The following is a 23,497-nucleotide window of genomic DNA, read 5'->3' on the forward strand; positions in this document are numbered from 1 at the left end:
GCGACGGGCGGTCGCCCGGGTCAGGCGCTGCGCAGGGTGAAGCTGAAGGTCGAGCCGCGCCCGGGGTTGCGGTGGGCGGTCATCTCGCCGCCGTGGAGCGCGACGATGCGACGGGTGAGCGACAGTCCGAGGCCGGTGCCCTCGGAGCGGCCGTGCACCGGGCCCTTGTGGAACTCCTCGAAGATCGCCTCCTCCTGGCCCACGGGGATGCCCATGCCCTCGTCGACGACCTCGACGCGGACCCAGCCCGGCTCGACGTCGTCGCGGGAGCGCACGGTGACGACCGGCGCCCGGCCGGCCTCGGTGTACTTGATCGCGTTGTCGACGAGGTTGTCGAGCAGCTGCCGCAGCAGGCCGGGGTCGGCGAGCACGTGGTGGGTGAGGTCGAGGGAGATGCGGGGGCGGTCGTCGTCCGCGACCGTGCTGATGCGGCTCTCCACGAGGCTGCGGGCGATCTCGGCGAGCTTGACCGGCTCGGGACGGATGCGCCCCTGCTGCACCACGGTGTAGCCGAGCCAGTCCTCGATGACCTGCCGCATCCGCTGGCTGGCCTCGTGCGCCCTGGCGAGGGCCCCGGCGATGTCGTCGTGGTCGGAGTCCTCGTCGAAGGCCACCTCGAGCCAGCCGTCGAGCACGGTCAGCGGACCGCGCAGGTCGTGGGCCACGTGACCGGCGAAGCTGGTGAGCTCGCGCAGCCGGGCGCGCTGCGCGGTCACGTCGCGCAGCAGCAGCACGCGTCCCGCGCCCTCGTCGCCCCGCGACAGCTGCTTGGAGACGACCTCGAGCACCCGGGCGTCGGGGCCGCTGCCGACGCGGACCTCCGAGACCACGCCGTCGGCGCGGGCCATGCGGGCCCGCAGCTCCTCGTCGGTCATCGGCTGCCCCTCGGGGCCGGTGAGCCCGAAGGTCTCGACCCACGACGCACGTCCGTCGGTCGGGATGGGGCGTCCGAGCAGCTGGCGGGCCGCGGCGTTGCGGGTGTGGACCCCCTCCGCGCCGATGAGCAGGACCCCCTCGGTCATGGAGTCGACCACGGTCGAGAGCAGCTCGCGCTGGTGCTCGGCCTCGCGCCCGCGCTGGTCGAGCTGGGCGATGAGCCTGGCCCGCTGCTGGCGCATCAGCGCCAGCAGCACGGCGAAGCAGGTGGCGGCGGTGATGAGGGTGTCGACGATGGAGGCGGCCGGGAGCCACCCGGCGTACCCGAACTGGTTCTGGGGCAGGTAGGTGAGCCCGGCGGCCATGACCGCCACCAGCAGCAGCACGTAGGCCACGCCGCGCATGGTGAGCGTGAGCCCGCCCCACACGGCGGGGACGAGCAGCAGCCACGAGAGCGGCAGCGAGGGGTCGTGGTAGGTGCCGACCACGCACAGGGCGGCCACGGGCACCAGGGCGAGCCGGTTGGCCCAGGGGCTGGGCTCGAGCACCTCCTCCGAGGCGGGGGAGTGGAAGAGGATGCTGAAGATCACGGCCACGGTGAAGCAGAAGACGGTGGTGCGCAGCACCCACCACAGCAGCACCACGCTGGGGAGGTCGCCCACGGCGAGGTGCGGGAAGCCGCCGACGAGTCCGACCAGCAGCGAGGAGCCGACGCTGGCCAGCAGCAGCCCGAAGAGGTCGGCGGGTCGCACGGGCACCCAGCCCACGCCCCCGCGCAGCCGGCGGTAGGCGAGCATCATCAGCAGCGGCTGCGCCGCACCGCACAGCGCGATCCACCCGGCGGCCGCGGGGGAGTAGTCGAAGGCGAGCGCGGTCACGCCGGTCGCCAGCACCATGGCGGCGCAGGCGGCGCCGATCGCCCGGCGCCCGGCGGCCCACACGGTCGAGAGCAGCACGAAGCCCACGCCGCCCAGCGGCCAGACCTCGGCGATGCGCGGGTCGACCGTGAAGCTGTCGAGGCCGGCGTACGGCGCCACGGCAAGGGCGACCAGGGCGAAGGCCACCTGCCCGCGCGACAGCGCCCCGCCTCCCGACGGGGACGGCACGTGTTGGGCAGAATATCGCATATGTCCCTCTCCGCGTCAAAGTGTAGGGCGCGGGCCCCGTCCTGTCGGCGGAATCGACGCCAGCGTCCGGCGTCCGCACGGTCCGAACTAGGATGGAGGCCCGACCTCCCCCCGCCGACCGAGAGGCCGCTCTTTGCTCGCGCTCGTCGCACTGCACGCCATCGCGGCGGCGAGCGCCCCCGTCCTGGTCCGTCAGTTCGGACGCCGCGCCTTCCTGCTGCTGGCGCTCGCGCCCCTGACGGCCGTGATCTGGGCGCTGCGCCACACCGGCACGGTCCTCGACGGCGGTGCCGTCACCCAGGTGGTGCCGTGGATCTCCGGCCTCGGGATGGAGCTGGCCTTCTCCCTGGGCGCCCTGCAGTGGCTGATGACCTTGGTCGTGGCCGGCATCGGCGTGCTCGTGATGACCTACTGCGCCTGGTACTTCGGCGACGACTCCCCAGGACTCGCGGCCTTCACGGCTCACTTCACCTCCTTCGTCGGGGCGATGCTCGGCCTGGTGCTGGCCGACGACCTGATGCTGATCTTCGTCTTCTGGGAGCTCACCACCGTCTTCTCCTTCCTGCTGATCGGCATCGACCCGACCTCGCGCGCCAGCCGGCTGGCGGCGATCGAGGCACTGGTGGTCACCACGCTCGGCGGTCTGGTGATGTTCGTCGGCATGCTGCTGCTCGGGCTCGAGGCGGGCACGCTGCGGCTCAGCGCGATCCTGGCTGACCCACCGACCGGCACCGCCACGACGGTGGCGGTGATGCTGATCCTGGTCGGCGCCCTGAGCAAGTCGGCCCAGGTGCCCTTCCAGTTCTGGCTCCCGGGCGCCATGGCGGCGCCGACCCCGGTCAGCGCCTACCTGCACGCCGCGTCGATGGTGAAGGCCGGCATCTACCTGATCGCCCTGCTGGCCCCCGCCTTCGCCGGGGTGCCCGGGTGGCACCTGACCCTGCTCACGCTGGGCACGCTGACGATGCTGGTGGGCGGCTGGCGAGCGCTGCGACAGAACGACATCAAGCTGCTGCTGGCCTACGGCACCGTCAGCCAGCTCGGCTTCCTCACCGTCGTGCTCTCGATCGGCAGCCGCACCGCGGCGCTCGCCGGCCTGGCGATGCTCCTGGCGCACGCGCTCTTCAAGGCCACGCTCTTCCTCTGCGTCGGCATCGTCGACAAGCTCTCGGGCACCCGCGACCTGCAGCAGCTCTCCGGTCTCGGCCGGCGGATGCCGGTGCTGGCCGTGGCCGCCGGGCTCGCCGCCCTGTCGATGGCCGGGCTGCCGCCGCTGCTCGGCTTCGTCGGCAAGGAGACCGTCTGGGCGGCGCTGCTCGAGCTCGCCGACGGCGAGACCGCCGGCGTCGCCCCGTGGGCGGGCACCCTGGTGCTCGTCGGCCTCGTGGTCGGCTCGGCCCTGACCGCGGCCTACACGCTGCGCTGGTACTGGGGCACCTTCGCCGCCAAGCGCGGCGTCGCCGACACCGTGCTGAAGCAGCCCCTGGGCACGGGCTTCGCGCACTCCCCGGTGGTGCTCTCCGGGCTGGGCCTGCTGCTGGGCTTCGCGGGAGCCGCCCTCACCGCCGCCATCGCGCCGTACGACGCGCTGCTCCCGGCGGGCGCCCACGAGGAGTACCTCGCGCTGTGGCACGGCTGGGAGCTGCCGCTGCTGCTCTCGGCGCTCACGGTGCTCGGGGGTCTCGCGCTCTTCCGGTGGCGCGAGGCGGTGTGCCGGCTGCAGGCGCGCACCGCCCCGCCCGTCACCGCCGAGGGCCTCTACCGCTACGTCATGCGCGCCGTCGACCGGGCGGCCGTCGAGGTCACCGGACTCTTCCAGCGCGGCTCGGTGCCCTTCTACCTCACGGTCATCCTCGGCGTGGTCCTGCTGCTGCCCGGCTCCGCGCTGGTCCTGGGGCTGCTCGACGGCGGGGCCGAGCGGCTGACGGTGCGGCTGTGGGACCGGCCCGCGCAGGCCATGGTCGCGATGGTGATGGTGGCCGCGGCGATCTTCACGGTGCGCTCGCGGCGACGGCTCCGTGCGGTCGTGCTGGCCGGCGTCTCCGGCTACGGCTGCGCCGTGCTCTTCCTGCTGCACGGAGCCCCCGACATCGCCATGACGCAGGTGCTCGTCGAGACCGTCACGCTGGTCGTCTTCGTGATGGTGCTCCGCCGGCTCCCCGACTACTTCACCGACCGTCCGCTGAGTGTCACCCGCTACTGGCGGATCGCCCTGTCCGCCGGCGTCGGGACCGCGGTGGCCGGCTTCCTGCTCGTCGCGGGCAGCGACCGCGTCGGGCGACCGATCTCGGAGAGGTTCGCCGAGGCGGCCTACGAGTTCGGCTACGGCCGCAACGTCGTCAACGTCACGCTGGTCGACATCCGGGCCTGGGACACCTTCGGGGAGATCTCGGTGCTCGTGGTCGCGGCCACCGGCGTGGCCAGCCTGATCTTCCTCGACTCCCGCTCGGCCTCGATCCGACGTGTCTTCGACATCCCCTACCCGGAGGGCGTGCAGAAGCAGTCGACCAGCCCCGGCCGCCGGGTGTGGCTGCCGGGCCCCCGCACCCTGAGCCCCGACCGGCGCTCGATCATCTTCGAGGTGGTCACCCGGCTGGTCTTCCACACCATCGTGGTCTTCTCGATCTACCTGCTGCTCGCCGGTCACAACCTCCCGGGCGGGGGCTTCGCCGCCGGCATGGTCTCCGGGCTGGCGCTGATGGTGCGCTACCTGGCCGGCGGGCGCTACGAGCTCGACGAGGCCGCCCCCATCGACGCCGGTGCCCTGATCGGCTCGGGCCTCTTCGTCGCAGCCCTCTCCGGTCTCGGGCCGGTCGCCTTCGGGGGCGCGGTGCTGCAGACCAACGACTACTACCTCTCGCTGCCCCTCCTGGGGGAGGTGCACCTGGTCTCGTCCGTCGGCTTCGACATCGGGGTCTACCTCGTCGTGGTCGGGCTGGTGCTCGACCTGCTGCGGACCTTCGGGTCGCGGCTGGACCGACAGATCCTGCGGGCCGAGCGGGAGGCCGCCCAGGCGCGTGACCGGTCGGGCGAGCGGGTCGGCGACCGCGCCGTCGCGCAGCAGGCGGGCGACCAGGGGGCGATCAGCTGATGGAGGTCAACCTCACGCTGGTCCTCACCTGCGGCGTGCTGTGCGCCTCGGGCGTCTACCTGATGCTCGAGCGCAGCCTCACCCGCGTGCTCGTCGGGCTGCTGCTGCTCAGCAACGGCATCAACCTCGCCCTCATCGTGGCCAGCGGGCCGGCGGGGGAGTCGGCCTTCTACGGCAGCGCCGACCCCGCCGACATGGCCGACCCGCTGCCGCAGGCCCTGGTCCTGACCGCGATCGTGATCACCCTCGGCACGGTGGCCTTCGTGCTGGCGATGGCGCACCGCAGCTGGCAGCTCAACGAGCACGACGACGTGCAGGACGACGTCGAGGACGCCGCCATCCGCCGGCTCGCGATCAGCGACGCGACGTCCGACAGCCACTCCCTCACCACCAGCGGTGACGACGACGCCGAGACCCCCGGAGAGGAGGACGGCTCGTGAACGAGTACGCCGGCCTGGTGCCGATCCCCGTGCTGCTCCCGCTGCTCGGCAGCGGAGCGGCCCTGATGATGTCGCGCTGGCCCAAGGCGCAGCGCACGGTCAGCGTCGTGGTGCTCACCGCGGTCGTCGTGGTCGCCGCGGTGCTGCTGTGGGCGGCCGACCAGCAGGGGCCGCAGGTGCTGTGGCTCGGTGGCTGGCGCGACCTCGGCATCGCCCTGGTCGCCGACCGGCTCGCCGCGCTGATGCTGCTCGTCTCGGCCATCGTCACCCTCGCCGTGCTGCTCTACTCCCTCGGTCAGGGCATGACCGGCGACGAGGCCGAGACGCCGGTGTCGATCTACCACCCCACCTTCCTCACCCTCGTCGCCGGCGTCGCCAACGCCTTCCTGGCAGGCGACCTCTTCAACCTCTTCGTCAGCTTCGAGATGCTGCTCTTCGCCAGCTACGTGCTGCTGACCCTGGGCGGCACCAGTGCCCGGGTGCGCGCGGGCACGATCTACGTCGTCGTCAACGTGCTCTCCTCGATGCTCTTCCTGGTCGCCATCGCCACGACGTACGCCGCCGTGGGCACGCTCAACCTGGCGCAGGTGGCGGTGCGCTTCGACGAGCTGCCCCCCTCGACCAGCCTGATGATCCAGCTGCTGCTGCTCACCACCTTCGCCATCAAGGCGGCGGTCTTCCCGCTCTCGCTGTGGCTACCCGACAGCTATCCCACCGCGCCCGCGCCCGTGACCGCGGTCTTCGCGGGGTTGCTGACCAAGGTGGGCGTCTACGCCATCATCCGGGTGCAGACCCTGCTCTTCCCGGAGAGTCCGCTCTCGGGGCTGCTGCTCTGGGCGGCGCTCGCGACCATGCTGATCGGCATCCTGGGCGCCATCGCCCAGTCCGACATCAAGCGCATGCTCTCCTTCACGCTGGTCAGCCACATCGGCTACATGATCCTGGGGATCGGCCTGGCCACCGAGGCCGGCCTGTCGGGGGCGATCTTCTACGTCGCGCACCACATCACCATCCAGACCGCGCTCTTCCTGGTCGTGGGGCTGATCGAGCGGCGCGCGGGGAGCACGGCGCTGCTCCGCCTCGGCGGCCTGGCGAGGCTGTTCCCGCTGCTCGGCGTGCTCTTCTTCGTGCCGGCGATGAACCTCGCGGGCATCCCGCCGATGTCGGGCTTCATCGGCAAGGTGGGCCTGCTGCAGGCGGGTCTCGACGAGGGCACCTGGCTGGCGCTGCTGCTGGTGGCCGGGGGCACCCTGACCAGCCTGCTGACGCTGTACGCCGTCGCGAAGACGTGGGCGCTGGCCTTCTGGCGCTCACCGGAGCAGGCGCACGAGATGGCCCGGCTGCTCTCCGACCCCGAGGCCGACGACGTCCCCGACGCCGCGCCGCCCATGGTCGCCCACCGCGGACACGTGCACGTCGGCGCCGTGGCGTTCGGTCGCGACGACGTCTCGGCCGCGCGCGAGGTGCACGACAACGACTCCGGCGAGCGCGACCTGCACCAGAAGCTCCAGGCGGGCTCGCTGCCCGACCGGCTGCCCTGGCTGATGACCTGGCCGACCGCCGGCCTGATCGGGGTCAGTCTCGCGCTCACCGTCCTGGCCGGGCCGCTCTACGGCTACACCGACCGGGCGGCCGCCGACCTGACGAGCCGGACGCCGTACCTCACCGCCGTGGAGCAGGGGGCGGGGGAGTGAGCCCCTACACCCGGACCACGCGCCGCGGCAACGTGCGCCCCACCCGCTACCGGGCCGTGCAGTGGCCGATGGTGCTGTGGCTGGCGCTGCTCTGGTGGGTGCTGTGGGGCTCCTACAGCCTGCTCTCCCTGGTCGGCGGGGTGGTCGTGGCCGTGCTGGTGTGCTTCGTCCTGCCGCTGCCGCCGCTGCGGATGAGCGTGCGCGTGCGCCCGGTCGCGGTGGTGGTGCTGGTGGCGCGCTTCCTCGGCGACGTCGTGATGGCCAGCCTGCAGGTCGCGTGGATCACCGTGGTGCCGCCCCGGCCGCTGCGCAACGCCATCGTGCGGGTGCCGCTGCGCTCGGAGTCCGACTTCGTGCAGGTGGTGGTGGCCGAGCTGCTCTCGCTCGTGCCCGGCAGCGTGGTCGTGGAGGCGCACCGTGCCAGCCACACGCTCTACCTGCACGTGATCGACGTCCGCGACGACCGCGACATCGACCGCTTCCGCGAGCGGGTGTGGGCCCAGGAGCAGCGGGTGGTGCGCGCCTTCGGGGCCGAGCTGCTGCCGGAGCCGCCGGCGGTGACCCCCTCATGAGCGGTCTCGTCACGGCACTGCTGCTGACCAGCGCGATGGTCCTGGCGCTCTCGGCGCTGATGGTCACCGCCCGGATCACCCGCGGACCGACCATGCTCGACCGCGCGATGTCCTTCGACGTGCTCGTCACCATCACCATCATGGGGATCGCCCTCGACGCCGCCCTCCGGCGCGACGCCGAGAACCTCCCGCTGCTGCTCGTCGCGACGCTGCTCGGCTTCGTCGGCTCGGTCAGCGTCGCCCGCTTCAGCCCGGGGAGCGACGACCTCGATTCCGACGACGGGGGCGAGGACGACGGCGCCCCGGCCCGAGCGGCCGACCCGGAGCTGGACGAGGGCTCCGACGCCGCCCCTGCTCCCGACGCCGACCCCGATGCCGACCCCGAGGCCGACCCCGACGTCGACCCCGGCCCCAGCGCCGACCGGGAGGGACCGCGATGACCTGGCCGGACGCGCTCGACGTGCTTGGCGCCCTGCTGCTCCTGCTCGGCTCGCTGCTGAGCCTGGTGGCCGCGATCGGCGTGCTGCGCTTCCCCGACCTGCTCACCCGGATGCACGCGGCCACCAAGCCGCAGGTGCTCGGGCTGATGCTGGTGGCCGCGGGGCTGACGCTGGAGCTGCGTGACGCCCGCGTGGCGGCGCTGCTCGGGCTGGTGGTGATGGCCCAGATGGTGACCGCTCCGGTGGCGGGCCACATGCTGGGCCGGGCGTCCTACCGCGCCGGACAGGTCGACCGCGACCTGCTCGTCGTCGACGACCTCACCGGGGTGGTCGAGCGCGTCGACGAGGAGCGCGGCGCGCCCTGATCGGCGGCCCCGTTCGGAGGCGCGAGCCGGCGCCCGTCGGCTCAGGCGCCCGGGTTCTCCCGCTCGAGCTCCTCGAGCTGCCGCACCTGCTCCGACTCCTCGGCCGGCTCGGCCGCGGCTGCCTCGGCGACGACCGCTTGGGTCCGGTCGGCGGGCAGCGTCACGGCGATCTCGGTGCCCGGTCCGGAGTCGTTGCGCCGCGCCGAGATGCTGCCGCCGTGGCGCCGCACGATGCGCTTGCACAGGGCGAGCCCGAGGCCGGACCCCTGGTAGGAATCGACGGTCGAGGCCCGCCGGAAGGGCTCGAAGACGGCCAGCTCCTCCCCGGCGGGGATGCCGATGCCGGCGTCGACGACGAGCAGCCGCACCCAGCCGCTGTCGTCGAGGCTGCTCGAGACGTGCACGGAGGCTCGCTCGCCCGCGCGGGTGTACTTCACGGCGTTGCCGACAAGGTTGGAGAGCAGGTGGCGCAGCAGCACGCGGTCGGCCAGCACCACGTGCTCGACCTCGAAGCGGAAGTCGGCGTCCTGGTGGCTGGCAGCGATCTCGTGGAGCACGGGCTCCAGCGCGACCCGCTCCGGGTGCAGCTCGCCCTCGCGCGCCACCGTGTAGGCCAGCCAGTCGTCGATCTCGGCGACCATGCGGCGGGCCGCGCTGCGACCGCGGCGCACGGCGTGCCGGGTGCGCACGTGGTCGGTGCCGACGACCTCCTCAGCGACCTCGAGCCACCCCTGCACCGCGGCGAGCGGGCTCTTCAGGTCGTGGGCCGCGACGGCGGCGAAGCTGGCGAGCTCCTCGATCCGTCGGTGCTCGTGGGTGACGTCGCGGGCGACGGCCACGACGCCGTCGGCTCCGGCGTACTGCACGGCGGCCAGCTGCACGGCGAGGATCCGGGTGGCGTCGTCGCCGGGCCCGCGGTGGAAGGTGTAGCTGAAGCGGATCGGCAGCTCGCCGGGGCCGCGCAGCCACTTGCGCGGCTCGCTGAGCAGCCGCTCGTCGCCGAGCAGCCTGGCGGCGGCGGGGTTGTGCAGCTGCACCCGGCCGCTGGGGTCGACCAGCACCAGCGCCTCGTCGATCGAGTCGAGCAGCGTCTCGAGCAGGCCGGCCTGGTCGACCGCCTCCTGCCGGCGCCGGACCACCTCGTGGCTGAGGTGGGCACGCTGGTCGCGCACCTGGGAGAGCAGCAGGGCGACGAGCACGAAGGCCGCCATCAGGCAGTTGTCGAGGAGCAGGTCGAGGTCGAGCGGGCGCATGCCGAGGGCCACCTGTGCCGACGTCGCCGCCAGCACCGTCACGGCGGTGACGAGGCTGTAGGCGGCCGTGGCCCACGGGCCCATCAGCAGGCCGGCCCACACGGCGGGCAGCAGCACCAGCCACGACAGGGAGAGAGCCGGGAAGCTGACCTCCAGGGCGACGGCCGCCCCGGTGGCCAGGAGCAGCAGGTAGACGTCGGGCAGGCGCGTGGGCACGGCCTCGGCCCGGGGCCGCCGCTGCACGAGCAGGAGCAGGCAGGCGGCGCCGATGAAGGTGTGGGAGGCGCCGGTCAGCAGCCACGAGGCCACCGACAGGCTCTGTGCCTGGCCCGTCAGCACGGCGGTCCCGCCGGGCAGCAGGGGCGTGGCGGCGACGGTGCCGAGGAGGGTGGACACGAAGAGCGCGGCGACGTCGCCGGGGCGGTGGGGCGCCAGGTTGTCGTCGCCGATGCGCCAGCGGTAGCAGGCCAGCGCGACGACGACCTGCACCAGGGTGGCCGCGCACTCGCGGGCCGTCTGCTCCAGGGAGAGCCCGACGAGCAGCAGGGTGGGGACCGACAGGGCCGCCCACAACAGCGCCGTGGCAGCGACCCGCAGCAGCCGGCCGGGGCGGCCCGTCGCCCAGACCCAGACCAGCACCAGCCAGACGAAGGCGACCACGCTGGAGAGCCGCAGGATCACGACGTCGGGCAGCGCCGCCTGCTGGACGACGTGGGTGAGCGGGGTCGCCAGGAGGCAGGTCGTCCACAGCGCCCACAGGGCATGGACGGAGAGGCGTCGCGACGGACGCCAGGCGGTGACTGCCTCCACCGGTCGCGGACCCCCCACGGGACTGGTTGTTTTGTGACGTGTCCGGGCAGACACGTAGGGTGGACCCTCCCCCCATGGTGGAAGGTTCATGCATGCCCGTCTCACCTGGTGAGTCACTCTTCACCCGGCTCGAGCCCCACTTGCCCCACGTCAGCAAGCCCATCCAGTACGTCGGCGGCGAGCTCAACTCCGTGACGAAGGAGTGGGCGGCGACCGAGGTCCGGTGGACGCTGATGTATCCCGACGCCTACGAGGTCGGTCTGCCCAACCAGGGCGTCCAGATCCTCTACGAGGTGCTCAACGAGTGCGAGGGCGTGCTCGCGGAGCGCACCTACGCGGTCTGGCCCGACATGGAGGCGGTGATGCGTGCCGAGGGCATCCCGCAGTTCACCGTCGACGGCCACCGCTCGGTGCGCGACTTCGACCTGTTCGGTCTCTCCTTCGCGACCGAGCTGGGCTACACCAACATGCTCACGGCCCTCGACCTCGCCGGCATCCCGCTCCACACCGCTGACCGCGGTGACGACGACCCGGTCGTGGTCGCGGGCGGGCACGCCGCCTTCAACCCCGAGCCGATCGCCGACTTCGTCGACGCCGTGGTCCTGGGCGACGGCGAGGAGGTCGTGCTCGGCATCAGCGAGGTGACCCGCGAGTGGAAGCGCGAGGGTCGCCCCGGCGGCCGCGACGGGCTGCTGCTCCGCCTGGCGGCGAGCGGCGGCGTCTACGTCCCCCGCTTCTACGACGCGGCGTACGCCGCCGACGGCACGCTGCTGGGCACGCGCCCCAACCGCCCGGGCGTCCCCGACCGGGTGCACAAGCACACGCTGATGGACCTCGACTCCTGGCCCTACCCGCGCAAGCCGCTGGTGCCGCTCGCCGAGACGGTGCACGAGCGCTTCAGCGTCGAGATCTTCCGCGGCTGCACCCGCGGCTGCCGCTTCTGCCAGGCCGGCATGATCACCCGCCCCGTCCGGGAGCGCTCGATCACCACCATCGGCGAGATGGTCGACAACGGCATCAGGCAGAGCGGCTTCGAGGAGGTCGGCCTGCTCTCGCTCTCCAGCGCCGACCACTCCGAGATCGGCGAGGTCGCCAGCGGGCTGGCCGACCGCTACGAGGGCACCAACGTCTCGCTCTCGCTGCCCTCGACCCGCGTCGACGCCTTCAACATCACGCTGGCCAACGAGTTCTCCCGCAACGGCCGTCGCTCCGGGCTCACCTTCGCCCCCGAGGGCGGGTCGGAGCGGATGCGCAAGGTGATCAACAAGATGGTCACCGAGGAGGACCTGATCCGCACCGTCGCGGCGGCGTACTCCCACGGCTGGCGGCAGGTGAAGCTCTACTTCATGTGCGGGCTGCCCACCGAGACCGACGACGACGTGCTCGCCATCGCCGACCTCGCCAAGAAGGTCATCGCCAAGGGGCGCGAGGTCGCGGGCCACAACGACATCCGCTGCACCGTCTCCATCGGCGGCTTCGTGCCCAAGCCGCACACGCCCTTCCAGTGGGCCCCGCAGCTCGACGTCGAGACCACCGACGAGCGGCTGCGCAAGCTCCGCGAGGAGGTCCGGTCCGACCGCCGCTACGGCCGTGCGATCGGCTTCCGCTACCACGACGGCAAGCCCGGCATCATCGAGGGACTGCTCTCGCGCGGCGACCGGCGCGTCGGCCGGGTCATCGAGGCCGTGTGGCGCGAGGGCGCCCGCTTCGACGGCTGGAGCGAGCACTTCTCCTACGAGCGCTGGGCCGGTGCCGCCGAGCGCGAGCTGGCGGCGTACGGCGTCGACCTGGGGTGGTACACCACCCGCGAGCGCGGCTACGACGAGGTGCTCCCGTGGGACCACCTCGACTCCGGTCTCGACAAGGACTGGCTCTGGCAGGACTGGGAGGACGCCCTCGACCCCGACTCCGTCGACATCGAGGACTGCCGCTGGACCCCCTGCTACGACTGCGGCGTCTGCCCCGAGATGGGCACCGACATCCAGATCGGTCCCACCGGCCAGCAGCTGCTGCCGCTGAGCGTGGTCTGAGGCGTCGTACGGGCCGGGACATCTCGCAGACGCGCGGGCACAAGTCCTGACGACATCCCCACGAAGCCGGACGAACCCGGACAGCGAGCGGGACTTGTGCCCGCGCGTCTGCGACGGAGGGGGAGCGGTGCCGGACGGCGCGGGGGAGGGTCGGCGGAGGGGAGTCGGCGCGTAGGCTCAGGTCCATGCCCCAGCCTGATCGCGCGCGCTCGTTGCACGGTGGCGCAGGGCGGGTGGTGGCGCTGGCGACGCGCAGCATGGGCTACCGCGACGGGCTCGCCTGCGTGCTCGTGGGCGAGGAGATGCTGCCCATCTCCCGGGGTGCCGAGCTGCAGGCCGAGCTGCTCGAGGCGGCCGGGTCGGTGCGCGACGGTGCCGTCGTACGGCGTGACCTGCTGGCCGTGCCGCTCCACGACGACACCGGTGCCCTGGCGGGGGCGCTGTGCGTGGGCGGGCCGCCCGCCGACCGTGCCACCGACGACGACGTCGACACCCTGCGGGCCTTCGCGGCCGTGCTGCAGGACCAGATGGACCTGATGCGGGTGCTGGTGCCGCCGCCGCAGTCGGCGGCCGTCAGCAGCCTGCTCGACGCGATCGACCAGGGGCACATCCAGGCGTGGTTCCAGCCGCTCGTGCACGTCGCCGACGGCTCGCTGGTGGGCTTCGAGGCGCTGGCGCGCTGGCGGGTGGGGGAGGAGGAGGTCGCCCGGCCGGGCGACTTCGTCCCGCTGGCCGAGCAGTCCGGCCTCGTCGACCGGCTCGACATGGCGGTCATCCGCGACGCCGTGGAGCACCTCGCGCGGTGGCAGCGGACCCGCCCCGAGCTGCGGATCTCGGTCAACCTCTCCGGGCGCCACCTCGACGAGCCCGACTGGGTCGAGACGATCCTCGACGTGGTGCAGAGCGCCGGCGTCCCGCCGGAGCAGGTCGACCTCGAGCTCACCGAGTCGGCGCGCCCCGCCGACGTGGTGCGGAGCGCCGGTCAGCTGATGGCCGCCCGCGAGCACGGCTTCAAGATCTGGTTCGACGACTTCGGCACCGGGTGGTCCGAGCTGCGCCAGCTCGTGGAGATGCCGGTCGACGGCATCAAGGTCGACCGCTTCTTCACCGAGGCGCTCGGCGGGCGCGGCGACAGCGTGGTGCGCGCGGTGCTGCGCATCGCCGAGGAGCTCGGGCTCGACACCGTGATCGAGGGGGTCTCCACCCCCGAGCACGCCACCCGGGCACTGGCGCTCGGCTGCGACGTCGCCCAGGGCTTCCTGTGGTCGCCCGCGGTGCCGCCGGAGGAGATCGACGCCGTGCTGGCGTCGGGGACCGTGGGCTTCAGCGCAGCAGCCCGCTGAAGCGGTCCTCGTTCTGGGTGTAGTGGAAGCCCGGGACGTCGTCGGCCGTCATGGGCCGGGCGATGTGGTAGCCCTGCACCATCTCGCAGTCGAGGGAGCGCAGCGCCGCCAGCTGCTCGTCGCGCTCCACCCCCTCGGCGACGGCGCTGAGCCCGACGGCGTGGGCTCCCTGGATCATCAGCTGCAGCAACCGGCTGCCGAGCGGGGTGTCGACCTCGAGCGCCGAGCGGCCGATCTTGACCACGTTGACCGGCAGCGCGGCGAGGCGCGCCAGGGCGCCCAGCCCGGAGCCGAAGTCGGCGATGCTGACCGAGACGCCGAGGGCGCGCACCCGGTGCAGGTTGACCACCGTGCGGCCGGTGTCCTCCAGCACCCGCTCGGGCAGCTCGAGGACCAGCCGGTCGGGGCGCAGCCCGGAGAGCTCGAGGGCCTCGGCGACGTCGTCGACCAGCCGCGTCCGGGCCGCGGTCACGGGCGAGATGTTGACCGCCACGACCAGGCGGTCGAAGCCGCGCTCCTCCACCCACCGCTGCAGCTGCGCGGTCGCGCTCCGCAGCACCCACTGGTCGATGTCGGCGATGAGCTCGGAGGTCTCCGCGAGGGGGAGGAAGTCGCCGGGCGCCATCAGCCCGCGGGTCGGGTGCTGCCACCGCACCAGCGACTCGTAGCCGCGCACCTCGCCGGTCACCGAGTCGATGACCGGCTGGTAGTGCAGCACCAGCTCGTCGCGGTCCAGCGCCCCGCGCAGCTCGGCGGCCAGCCGCTCCTGGGAGCTGAGACCCTCGCGCATGTCGGAGTCGAAGACCTCGGCGCGGCCCTTGCCGGCGCGCTTGGCCCGGTACGCCGCCAGGTCGGCCTCGTTGAGCAGCGTGGCGGCGGTGGTGCCACCGGCGGTCGACTGGGCGATGCCGATGCTGGCACCGACGTGCGCCGTGCCCTGCGGGCCCAGGTGCACCGGTTGGGAGACCGTGGCGATCAGGCGGCCGGCGACCTGGAGCGCCGTCTCGGCGTCGGTCAAGGTCTCCATGACCACGACGAACTCGTCGCCGCCCAGGCGGATCGCCTGGTCGCTGCCGCGCACCGCCCGCTGCAGCCGCTCACCGATGCGGCGGAGCAGCTGGTCACCGGCGCGGTGCCCCAGGCTGTCGTTGACCAGCTTGAAGCCGTCGAGGTCGAGGAACATCACCGTCGTGGTGCCGCGCGTGCGTCGGGCGCGGGTGAGGGCGTCCTCGAGCAGCTTCAACCCGTGGGCCCGGTTGGGCAGCAGCGTGAGCGCGTCGTGGGTCGCCTCGAAGGCCAGCTGGTCCTGCAGCTCGTTGGCCTGCTGGCTGACCTCGGCGATGCGGTGGAGCGCGATGCCGACGCGGGTGAGGACCAGCGCGACGATGAGCAGCGAGCCGATCGCGATCGGCCAGACGGCGATCTCCTGGCCGAGCAGGTGCTGGACGACGAGCATGGCCGGCGGCAGTGCCGCCGCCAGTCCGAGCAGGAGGAGGCGTGGTCGGTTGAGCCTGGTGTCGGAGGAGGCGCCGGGCTCGGTGGTGCGGATCATCGAGGGGTGCAGCGCCGCGGCGCCCCAGCAGGCCCACGCCACCAGCCAGACCGTGTCGAGCCACGCGGGCTGCCCCCCGCCGTAGACCAGGCCGGTGGTCCGCAGCAGGTCGGCCACCAGCTTGAGCCCGAGGGCCGCGAAGAGCAGCCGCGCGGAGAGGGTCAGCGTGCCCGGGGTGACGGCCACGCGCACGAAGCCGGCCAGCAGCAGGATGCTGCCGAGCGGGAAGGCGCTGGCCTGCAGCGAGGCCAGCAGGCCCGGGACCGACTCGAAGGACGGCTGCGCCAGGAAGACGAAGACGATCAGGCCCAGGCCGAGCGCCACGGTCCAGGCGTCGATGATGCCCGCCCGGTCATGTCGCGGGGCACGCGCCCGCGCCATCTCGAAGAGCCCGACCGCGATCACCGGGTAGCCGAGGATCAGCAGCCAGAAGCCCCAGAAGGCGACGCCCTCCGACCCGAGCCGCGCGCAGGTGGTGCCGACGAACCAGCAGCCGAGCCCCGCGGCGACGTACCACCAGGACCGCGCGTGGCGTGGACGGTGCAGCCGGATCCCGACGATCGTGCCGAGCACGCCCGAGAGGGTGACCAGGGCGTAGACCAGGTTGCGCGCGGTGGTCTCGGCCGGCAGCGACGCCTGCAGCGCCACGAGGGTTCCCACCAGCAGCAGGTGGATCCACCAGGCCTTGGCGTGCCGCGCCCGGGTGCGGGCGTCGCGGATCGGGACCACCCAGGGCTTGGTGTCCGGGCTCATGCGCCCTCGGAGCCTCGGAACGACGTGCTCGTGTGCGGCAGGGAGACCAGCGTGTCGAACTCGGGGTCGCCGAAGGAGCTGGTGGCGCCCGGGGACTTGCGCCACTTCGTCGCCGCCACCGCGGGGACGCCGTCGGGGATGCCGGAGACGGCGCCCGGAGGCGTGTGGAAGAGCCAGCGCGACATCACCCGGTACGACGCCCAGTCGTCGGCCAGCAGCCGGCACGAGACCACGTCGTAGCCGTCGACCTCGCGCACGCGCACGACCGCCATCGGCACCGGCTCGGCGCCGGGAAGGCGCAGCTCGACCTGGCCGGTGGCGGGTGCGTTGCCTGCCGGGAAGCGCACGGCGGCGCCGCCCACGGAGATGTCGACGAGCTGGCCGCGGACGCCGGCCATCTCGACGTCGGCGGTGACGGCCACCCGGTGGGCGTTGCGGCGGCTGGAGGCGAAGTCGGGGTGGCTGATGCGTCGGGTGCCGAGGATCAGCACCACGTCGGCGAGGACGAGCCACGCGGCCGACGCCACCGTCGCCGACGGCGTGGTGCGCCACGGCACGAGGCCGAAGGCGCCGAGCGCGGCGTACAGCAGGGTGCCGCTCACCACGGCGATGAGCACCAGCAGCACCAGGGGCGCCCGGCCCCGGGTGCGCTCGTCCTCGCCGGACTTCGGGGTGACCTCGAAGGTCAGCGTGCGGCGCGTCAGCAGCCACCAGGCGCACGACAGCCCGACGGGGATGCGGAACATCCGCAGCGCGAAGGCCGAGGGCCAGTGCAGGTGGCCGCGGAAGAGCTTCTTGGTGCCCCACATCCGCACCGCGAGCATGGAGGCGAAGACGACCGCGAAGACCAGCGGGGGAGCGGTGGAGGTCTCGGCGCCGCTGAGCAGCACCACCGCGGGCACCATGAAGAGCCCGATCGTCGCGAGGCCCTCGAGCCACCAGACCGTGCCGCCGAGGTACTCGTAGAAGTTGCGCCAGGAGAGCCACCTCTTGGCGCTCCACAGCCTCTCCGTCACCAGCACCTGCATCGACCCCATGCCCCAGCGGCGCCGCTGCAGCAGGTACTGCTCGGCGGTGGCGGGCGCCAGGCCGAGCGCGAGGGTCTGGTGGTGGTAGACGGTCTTCCACCCGGCCCGGATCAGGCCGAGGGTGGTGTGCATGTCCTCGACGATGGTGGCGGTGGAGATGCCACCGATCTCCGCGAGCGCCGAGGTCCGGATCAGCGAGGTGGAGCCGCACCAGAAGGGGCCCGCCCCGTCGTGGTTGCGACCGGCCAGGAGCACGTGGAAGAAGATGCCCTGCTCGCCGGTGACGCCGTCGTCGTCGAAGGCCCCGGAGTTGTAGTAGGTCTGCGGGCCCTGCACCAGGGCCAGCTCGGGGTCGTCGAACCAGCCGAGCGTGTCGGTCAGGAAGGTCGGCAGCGGCACGTGGTCGCAGTCGAGCACGGCGATGACGTCGAGCGGGTCGGCACCCTCGGCGGCCTCGGCCTGCAGCAGGGCCAGGGCGTGGTTCATGTTGCCGGCCTTGGCGTGCTCGTGGGTGGGACGGCTGACGTAGCGGGCGCCGTACTCCTCGCACATGGCGCGCACCCAGTCGCGGTCGCCGTCGTCGAGCACCCAGGTCTCGTGCGCGGGCTGCAGCTCGGTGGCCGCGGCGATCGTGGGCGCGATGACCTCGATCGGCTCGTTGTAGGTCGGGATCATCACCACGGCGCGCAGGCCGTCCTCGACCTCGGTCACCCGGCGGGGCGCGCGGGCGTCGATGTTCCACAGCGTCACGATGCGGATCAGCAGGCCGCTCATGGCGACCGCCTCGAAGCCCACCAGCAGCCAGGCGGCCACGAGGTCGTAGCCGCCGGCCGGGAGCGTGAAGAGCACGCGCCAGCCGATGTAGACGACCAGCGAGGTCAGCGCGAGCAGACCGCCGATGTGGGCCGCGGTGCGCGTGCTGCGTGCCTCGGCCCGGGGCGGGCGCAGCAGGTAGGCCCAGCCCGCCAGGGTCGCGTCCACCGTGACGCTCGCCGAGGTGGCGCGCACCTCGGGGGTCGCGGAGGTCTCCTCGGAGCGGGGTCGGCGGTGGCGCCAGACGGTCATGACAGGCCTCTCTCGACCGTGGGGGGAACGATCGTGGGGCTCAGCCTAGGGCGATATGCATCCAATACGGACGAAAATGCGAGACTCCCGACCCCGAAAACTAGACCGGGCGCGACGCACAGCCGATCTAGGCGTCGTCGCGCGCCAGGGCCAGCAGCCGGTCGAGCACCTCCGGCCCCGCGTGCCGCAGCCCGTTGTGCAGGTACGCCGCCGTGGTCCAGGCGCGCACCCCGGGGAGCACCTGCAGCGTCGCCTCGCTGTGCTCGCGCAGCACGAAGGGGTCGTCGGCGTAGACGGCCGCGGCGCCGGGGAGGTCGACGTCGGCCAGCCGGTCGGCGTCGTAGAGCCGCGGCCACGGCTCCTCGGCCAGCAGCCGCGCCGTCTCGGCGTACGGCGCCAGCCCGGGCTCGTCGTCGAAGTGCCAGGGGAAGACGTGCTCACCGGTGAGCCCCTCGTGACCCTCGGGCTGCGCCCGCGCCGCGGCCCACCGCGTCGCGCCGCCGTCGGCGTAGCAGGACTCCTGCACCACGGCGTAGAGCGGGTTGCGGGCTCCGAAGGGGAGCAGCGCGAGCGCGTCGGCGGCGAAGGCCGCCGAGCGGGGGTCGCGCTCGAGCAGGTGGTGCAGCGCCTCGCTCCCCCCGTGCAGGCCGAGCTGGTTGCCGACCGTGCGGAGCAGGCGCGGGGTCAGGGCGGTGCCGTCGGGACGCCGCACCTCCCCGGCCGCGCACGCCTCGAGTGCCTGCGCCAGTCGCGCGGCGTCCTCCGGCCAGCGCACGTGGTGGCGTGCCTCGAGGACGGCGACCTGCCGGAAGGTCGCGGCGTAGATCTCCTCGGGCGGCAGGCCGACGGGAGGCAGACCGCCGGTGAAGAAGGTCTCGGCGAGGCTGTCGGGGAAGGTGGAGCGGTAGTGCAGCGCGCAGAAGCCGCCGAAGGACTGACCCAGCAGGCTCCACCGCCGCACGCCGAGGTGCTCGCGCAGCAGCTCGGCGTCGCGCACGATCGCGTCGGCTCGGAAGTGGCGCAGGTACGCCGCCTCGCCCTGCGGGTCGGCGTCGCGCGCGGCGGCGTACGACGAGGGGTAGGGGGTGGAGAGGCCGGTGCCGCGCTGGTCGAGCAGCAGCACCCGGTAGTCGCGCAGGGCGCGGTCGAGCCACCCGGGTGCGGTGGGAGAGGTGGTGGGGCGGGGCGACTCGTGCCCCGGGCCGCCCTGGAGGAAGAGCAGCCAGGGGCGCTGCTCGCCACCGACGGCGGTGACCTCGCGGGCGAAGACCTCGAGCCGCCCGCCGTCGGGGTGCTCGTGGTCGACGGGCACGTCGAGGCGGTGCTCGACGAGGCGCAGCCCGTCGTGCTCCCGGGTCGCGGCGGCGTCGGTCACCGCGTCACCGTACGCCGCTCGAGGTGGTCCTCGAGATGGTCGGGGCGCGCCAGCGAGAGCCCCACCAGCAGCTGCGGCACCGCGAGCACGAGCAGGGCCAGCAGCGGCACCGTCCAGCTGCCGGTGGCGTCGTGCAGCACGCCCATCCCGAAGGGGCCGATCGCGGCGAAGAGGTAGCCGAAGGACTGGGTCCAGCCGGAGAGCGCCGCGGTGCCGTCGGGGGTGCGCGCCCGCAGCCCGATCAGCACCAGCGCGAGCGGGAAGGCGCACAGGCCGGTGCCGACGAGGGCGGCCCACAGCCAGGCGCCCGCGGCCGGGGCGAGGATCAGCCCGCCGTAGCCGAGCGGGTAGCACGACATCAGGGCCCACATGACCGGTCGTTGGTCGTCCATCCGCGCCGCGAGCCAGGGGATGAGCAGCGAGAGCGGGATGCTGAGGCCGCCGATCACGCCCAGCAGGAGGCCGGCGGTGGTCGGCGAGAAGCCGGCGTCGCGGAAGACCACGCCGAACCAGCCGTAGACGGCGTACGCCTGGAGCGACTGCAGCCCGAAGAAGACCCCCATGCGCAGGCCCAGCGAGGTGCGCCCGGCCTCGAGCACGCCGATGGCCCGCTGCGAGGTGGCGGTCGGGTCACGCCGGTCGCGCGCGAGCAGGCCGGCCCAGGGGAGCACGGCCACGGCCGCGACGAGCGCCCAGGTGAGCAGGCCGTCGCGCCACCCGTCGAGCGCCTCGCCCACCGGCACGGTGACGGTGAGCGCGAGCGTGAGCCCCACGGCGAGGGACGTGGTGTACACCGAGGTCATCAGGCCGACGCGGTCGGGGAAGTGCCGCTTGACGAGGGCGGGCAGCACCACGTTGGCCGTGGCCATGCCCGCGAGCGCGAGGAGCGAGAGCAGCAGGAAGGCCGGCACGCCGGAGACCGTCACCCGAGCGCCGAGCCCGACCACCACGCACAGCAGGGCCAGCAGCGTGAGCCGGTGCGGGCCCACCAGGCGGGCGAGGCGCGGGGCGAGCGCGCCGAAGCCGGCGAAGGCGAGCACCGGCAGCGTGGTCAGGAGCCCGGCCTCCGCGCCGGACATGGCGAGGTCGGCGCGGACGTCGTCGAGCACCGGCCCCAGGCTCACGGCCGCCGGCCGCAGGTTGAGGCCGAGCGCCACGATCGCCACCACGACCAGCCAGCGACGAGGGTCGGGGGACGGCGCAGGCACCCGCGCATGATGTCCCACGGGTGGCGGACGACCGGTGCCGGGGCACGCGGGACGGGTACTGTCCGAGCGCGCCCGAGACGAGTACTCTGCCCGCAATGTCCAGTTGGCGGCATGGAGGTGACGTGTCGATCCCGCTCAGCACGACGCTGCCCGCGGTCGTCTACGTGCCGACCTCCGACGACGCGAGTGCGCCCGACGCGCGTCCCGCCCTGGCGCGCGACCTCGACGGCAGCGCGGAGCTCTTCTGCTTCACCAGCCCCGACCTGCTGCGCCACTTCCACGGCACCTCGACGCCCTGGCGGCGAATGAGCAGGGCGCAGGTGGCGGCGCTCATCAAGGCCGAGGGCGTGGCCCGCTGCCACCTCGACCCCCGGCCGCCCGCCGACCCGCGCCCGACGGCGGTGCCGGAGCAGCGGCTCTCGGTCGTCGCGCCCCCTCCCGACTGACCGGTGCGGCCCGGGCTGTCGGCGCCGTGCGGTAGACAGCACCCGTGAGACGGGTCAGCGACCAGGAGCGCCGCGCGCGGCTGGTGACGCGGCACGCGCTGGCGGCGCCCGCGGCGAGCGTCGAGCAGGCGGTCGAGGCCGTGGTGTGCCTGCACGCGACCGAGCCCGCCAGCGTCTTCCTCGCCGTCCAGGCCCGCACCGACGTCGATCCGGCTGCGGTCCAGCACGCGCTCTACGCCGAGCGCTCGGTCGTCAAGCAGCTCGCGATGCGCCGCACCCTCTTCGCCTTCCCGCGGGGGCTGCTGCCGGCGGTCTGGGGCAGCGCCTCGCGACGGGTCGCGGTGCAGCAGCGCACCCGCTTGGCCAAGGAGGTGGTGCAGCTCGGCATCGCCGCCGACGCCGACGCCTGGCTGCGGCGGGTCGACGCGCAGGTGCTGGCCTCGCTGCGCGACGACGGCCCCGCCACCACCGTCGAGCTGCGCCGACGGGTGCCCGACCTGGAGCACCGCTTCGAGGGCTGGCAGGGGGCGAGCTCGCCGATCGCCGGCCGCGTGCTGACCGTCCTGGGGGCCGAGGCCCGGCTGCTGCGGGGCGCCAACGAGCTGGGCTGGCGGCAGGCGCGCCACCGCTGGTGCCTCCCGGAGCAGTGGCTCGACGAGGTCCCCGCACCCGAGGAGGAGGCGGCGGGCTACCGCGAGCTCGTCGGACGTTGGCTGGCCCGCTTCGGTCCGGGCACCGAGACCGACCTGGTGTGGTGGCTGGGCGCCACCAAGGGCGCCGTACGCCGCGCGCTGGCCGACCTCGAAGCGGTCGCCGTGCAGCTCGACTCGGGGGCGACCGCCTACCTGCTGCCCGACGACCTGGAGCCGGTGGGGGAGGCCCGGCCGGTGGCCTCGCTGCTGCCGACGCTCGACCCCACCCTGATGGGCTGGAAGGAGCGCGACTTCTACCTCGACCCCGCTGACGTCCCCTACCTCTTCGACACCAACGGCAACGGCGGCACCACCGCCTGGTGGGACGGCCGCGTGGTCGGGTGCTGGGTGCAGGACGACGATGGGCGGGTCGAGGTGCTGCTCCGGCACGATCCCGGCGCGGAGGCGCTCCGGGCGCTCGAGGTGGCGGCGGAGCGACTCACCACGTGGCTCGACGGCGACCGGGTCAACTCGGTCTACGCCTCCTCGATGCAGCGCGGCGCCCGGCTGCCCTGATCCCGTCGCCGGCGTACGGCCACGTCGGCGACCCCGGTGGGCAGCCTCTAGGGTCGGCGGGTGCGCCAGCAGCCCCCGCAGCAACCACCGCCCGTGCAGCGGCTGAGGATCCGCTACGCCAAGCGCGGCCGGCTGCGCTTCACCAGCCACCGCGACTTCAGCCGCGCCTTCGAGCGCGCGCTGGTGCGCTCCCGGGTGCCGATGGCCTACTCCTCGGGCTTCAACCCGCATCCGCGCATCTCCTACGCCGGCGCGGCACCGACCGGCTCGGCGAGCGAGGCGGAGTACCTCGAGATCGGGCTCGCCGACCGGCTCGACCCCGCCGAGGTCAGCGCGGCGCTCGCGTCGTCGCTGCCCGACGGGCTCGACGTCCTCGAGGTGGTGGAGAGCGCCGGGGGGTCGCTCGCCGACCGTCTGGAGGCCTCGGTGTGGCGGCTGGCGCTCGACGGCGTCGAGGAGGAGCGGGCGCGGGAGGCGGTCGCAGCACTGCTCGACGCGCCCGAGGTGCTGGTCGAGCGGATGACGAAGAAGGGGCTGCGCAGCTTCGACGCCAGGGCCGCCGTCCTGCGTGCCGCGGTGGTCGAGGCGGACCCCACCCGGCCGGGGTGTGCGATACTCCAGGTGGTCCTGCGGCACGGCTCGCCGTCCGTGAGACCCGACGACGTTCTCGCCGCGCTGCGTGAGACCTCCGGACTCGTCGCCACCGCTGCCCTCCAGCAACGAGTGGTGCAGGGGCCCTGGGACGACGCGGACGGCACGGTGGGCGACCCGTTGGCACCCGACCGCGACGCGGCCGACCGGTGAAGGTGACAGCTCCGCCG

17 protein-coding genes are annotated in these 23,497 nt (G+C 73.5%); 11 read left to right on the forward strand and 6 right to left on the reverse strand.

Translation table 11 applies throughout. The features are described from left to right. Positions 1-20 precede the first annotated feature (20 nt). A complete protein-coding gene (locus tag IG63_RS0115555) occupies positions 21-1,982 on the reverse strand; it encodes an ATP-binding protein (protein WP_169741805.1) in 1,962 nt (653 codons plus the stop codon). A 154-nt stretch (positions 1,983-2,136) separates the two neighbouring features. On the opposite strand from IG63_RS0115555, the gene IG63_RS0115560 reads away from it, so the two are divergent. Genes IG63_RS0115560 through mnhG form a run of 6 tightly spaced genes read left to right on the forward strand, consistent with a single transcriptional unit; the run spans position 2,137 to position 8,605 of the window. Continuing rightward, positions 2,137-5,094: a Na+/H+ antiporter subunit A gene (locus tag IG63_RS0115560; RefSeq protein WP_036195818.1), complete on the forward strand. Its 2,958-nt coding sequence runs from the start codon at positions 2,137-2,139 to the stop codon at positions 5,092-5,094. Next, positions 5,094-5,534, forward strand: a complete 441-nt coding sequence (locus tag IG63_RS0115565; RefSeq protein ID WP_036195821.1) for a Na(+)/H(+) antiporter subunit C — start codon at positions 5,094-5,096, stop codon at positions 5,532-5,534. The genes IG63_RS0115560 and IG63_RS0115565 overlap by 1 nt, the downstream gene beginning before the upstream one ends. Further along, positions 5,531-7,228, forward strand: coding sequence for a Na+/H+ antiporter subunit D (locus tag IG63_RS0115570; protein ID WP_030485276.1), 1,698 nt, complete (start codon positions 5,531-5,533; stop codon positions 7,226-7,228). The genes IG63_RS0115565 and IG63_RS0115570 overlap by 4 nt, the downstream gene beginning before the upstream one ends. Next, positions 7,225-7,800, forward strand: coding sequence for a Na+/H+ antiporter subunit E (locus tag IG63_RS0115575; RefSeq protein ID WP_051706964.1), 576 nt, complete (start codon positions 7,225-7,227; stop codon positions 7,798-7,800). Before IG63_RS0115570 ends, IG63_RS0115575 begins: the two co-directional genes overlap by 4 nt. Then, positions 7,797-8,240: an MrpF/PhaF family protein gene (locus IG63_RS23870; protein WP_211249349.1), complete on the forward strand. Its 444-nt coding sequence runs from the start codon at positions 7,797-7,799 to the stop codon at positions 8,238-8,240. The genes IG63_RS0115575 and IG63_RS23870 overlap by 4 nt, the downstream gene beginning before the upstream one ends. Continuing rightward, complete coding sequence (gene mnhG / locus IG63_RS0115585; protein ID WP_030485279.1) at positions 8,237-8,605, forward strand: monovalent cation/H(+) antiporter subunit G; 369 nt, start codon at positions 8,237-8,239, stop codon at positions 8,603-8,605. The genes IG63_RS23870 and mnhG overlap by 4 nt, the downstream gene beginning before the upstream one ends. 41 nt (positions 8,606-8,646) lie before the next feature. Here the strand turns inward: mnhG and IG63_RS0115590 are convergent, their stop codons facing one another. Beyond that, a complete protein-coding gene (locus IG63_RS0115590) occupies positions 8,647-10,668 on the reverse strand; it encodes a sensor histidine kinase (protein ID WP_030485280.1) in 2,022 nt (673 codons plus the stop codon). A gap of 92 nt (positions 10,669-10,760) precedes the next feature. On the opposite strand from IG63_RS0115590, the gene IG63_RS0115595 reads away from it, so the two are divergent. Beyond that, positions 10,761-12,698: a TIGR03960 family B12-binding radical SAM protein gene (locus IG63_RS0115595; RefSeq protein ID WP_030485281.1), complete on the forward strand. Its 1,938-nt coding sequence runs from the start codon at positions 10,761-10,763 to the stop codon at positions 12,696-12,698. A 185-nt stretch (positions 12,699-12,883) separates the two neighbouring features. Beyond that, positions 12,884-14,041 (forward strand): EAL domain-containing protein, encoded by a 1,158-nt coding sequence (locus IG63_RS0115600; protein ID WP_084597239.1) that lies wholly within the window; start codon positions 12,884-12,886, stop codon positions 14,039-14,041. On the opposite strand, the gene IG63_RS21690 is transcribed toward IG63_RS0115600, so the two are convergent. From IG63_RS21690 to IG63_RS0115620, 4 genes are all read right to left on the reverse strand, one after another. Continuing rightward, positions 14,022-16,346, reverse strand: a complete 2,325-nt coding sequence (locus tag IG63_RS21690) for a putative bifunctional diguanylate cyclase/phosphodiesterase (RefSeq protein ID WP_030485283.1) — start codon at positions 16,344-16,346, stop codon at positions 14,022-14,024. The two genes, IG63_RS0115600 and IG63_RS21690, sit on opposite strands and share 20 nt — an antisense overlap. Continuing rightward, positions 16,343-18,439, reverse strand: coding sequence for a glycosyltransferase family 2 protein (locus IG63_RS21695; protein ID WP_030485284.1), 2,097 nt, complete (start codon positions 18,437-18,439; stop codon positions 16,343-16,345). Before IG63_RS21695 ends, IG63_RS21690 begins: the two co-directional genes overlap by 4 nt. Positions 18,440-18,566: 127 nt before the next feature. Next, on the reverse strand, positions 18,567-19,814 hold the full coding sequence (locus IG63_RS0115615; RefSeq protein ID WP_030485285.1) for an alpha/beta fold hydrolase: 1,248 nt from the start codon (positions 19,812-19,814) through the stop codon (positions 18,567-18,569). Next, complete coding sequence (locus tag IG63_RS0115620; protein WP_030485286.1) at positions 19,811-21,022, reverse strand: MFS transporter; 1,212 nt, start codon at positions 21,020-21,022, stop codon at positions 19,811-19,813. Before IG63_RS0115620 ends, IG63_RS0115615 begins: the two co-directional genes overlap by 4 nt. A gap of 122 nt (positions 21,023-21,144) precedes the next feature. Here IG63_RS0115620 and IG63_RS0115625 point away from each other — a divergent pair, with 122 nt between their 5' ends. The 3 genes from IG63_RS0115625 to IG63_RS0115635 are packed head-to-tail and all read left to right on the forward strand — an operon-like array spanning position 21,145 to position 23,480. After that, positions 21,145-21,468 (forward strand): SseB family protein, encoded by a 324-nt coding sequence (locus IG63_RS0115625; RefSeq protein WP_030485287.1) that lies wholly within the window; start codon positions 21,145-21,147, stop codon positions 21,466-21,468. 44 nt (positions 21,469-21,512) lie between these two features. Next, entirely contained in the window at positions 21,513-22,676 is a 1,164-nt protein-coding gene (locus IG63_RS0115630; protein ID WP_030485288.1) for a winged helix DNA-binding domain-containing protein, read from the forward strand. Positions 22,677-22,736: 60 nt separating this feature from the next. Then, a complete protein-coding gene (locus IG63_RS0115635; RefSeq protein ID WP_084597241.1) occupies positions 22,737-23,480 on the forward strand; it encodes a TIGR03936 family radical SAM-associated protein in 744 nt (247 codons plus the stop codon). Positions 23,481-23,497: the final 17 nt, after the last annotated feature.

Origin of the sequence: Nocardioides aequoreus (assembly GCF_000720335.1) — a bacterium.
Taxonomy (GTDB): Bacteria; Actinomycetota; Actinomycetes; order Propionibacteriales; family Nocardioidaceae; genus Marmoricola; species Marmoricola aequoreus.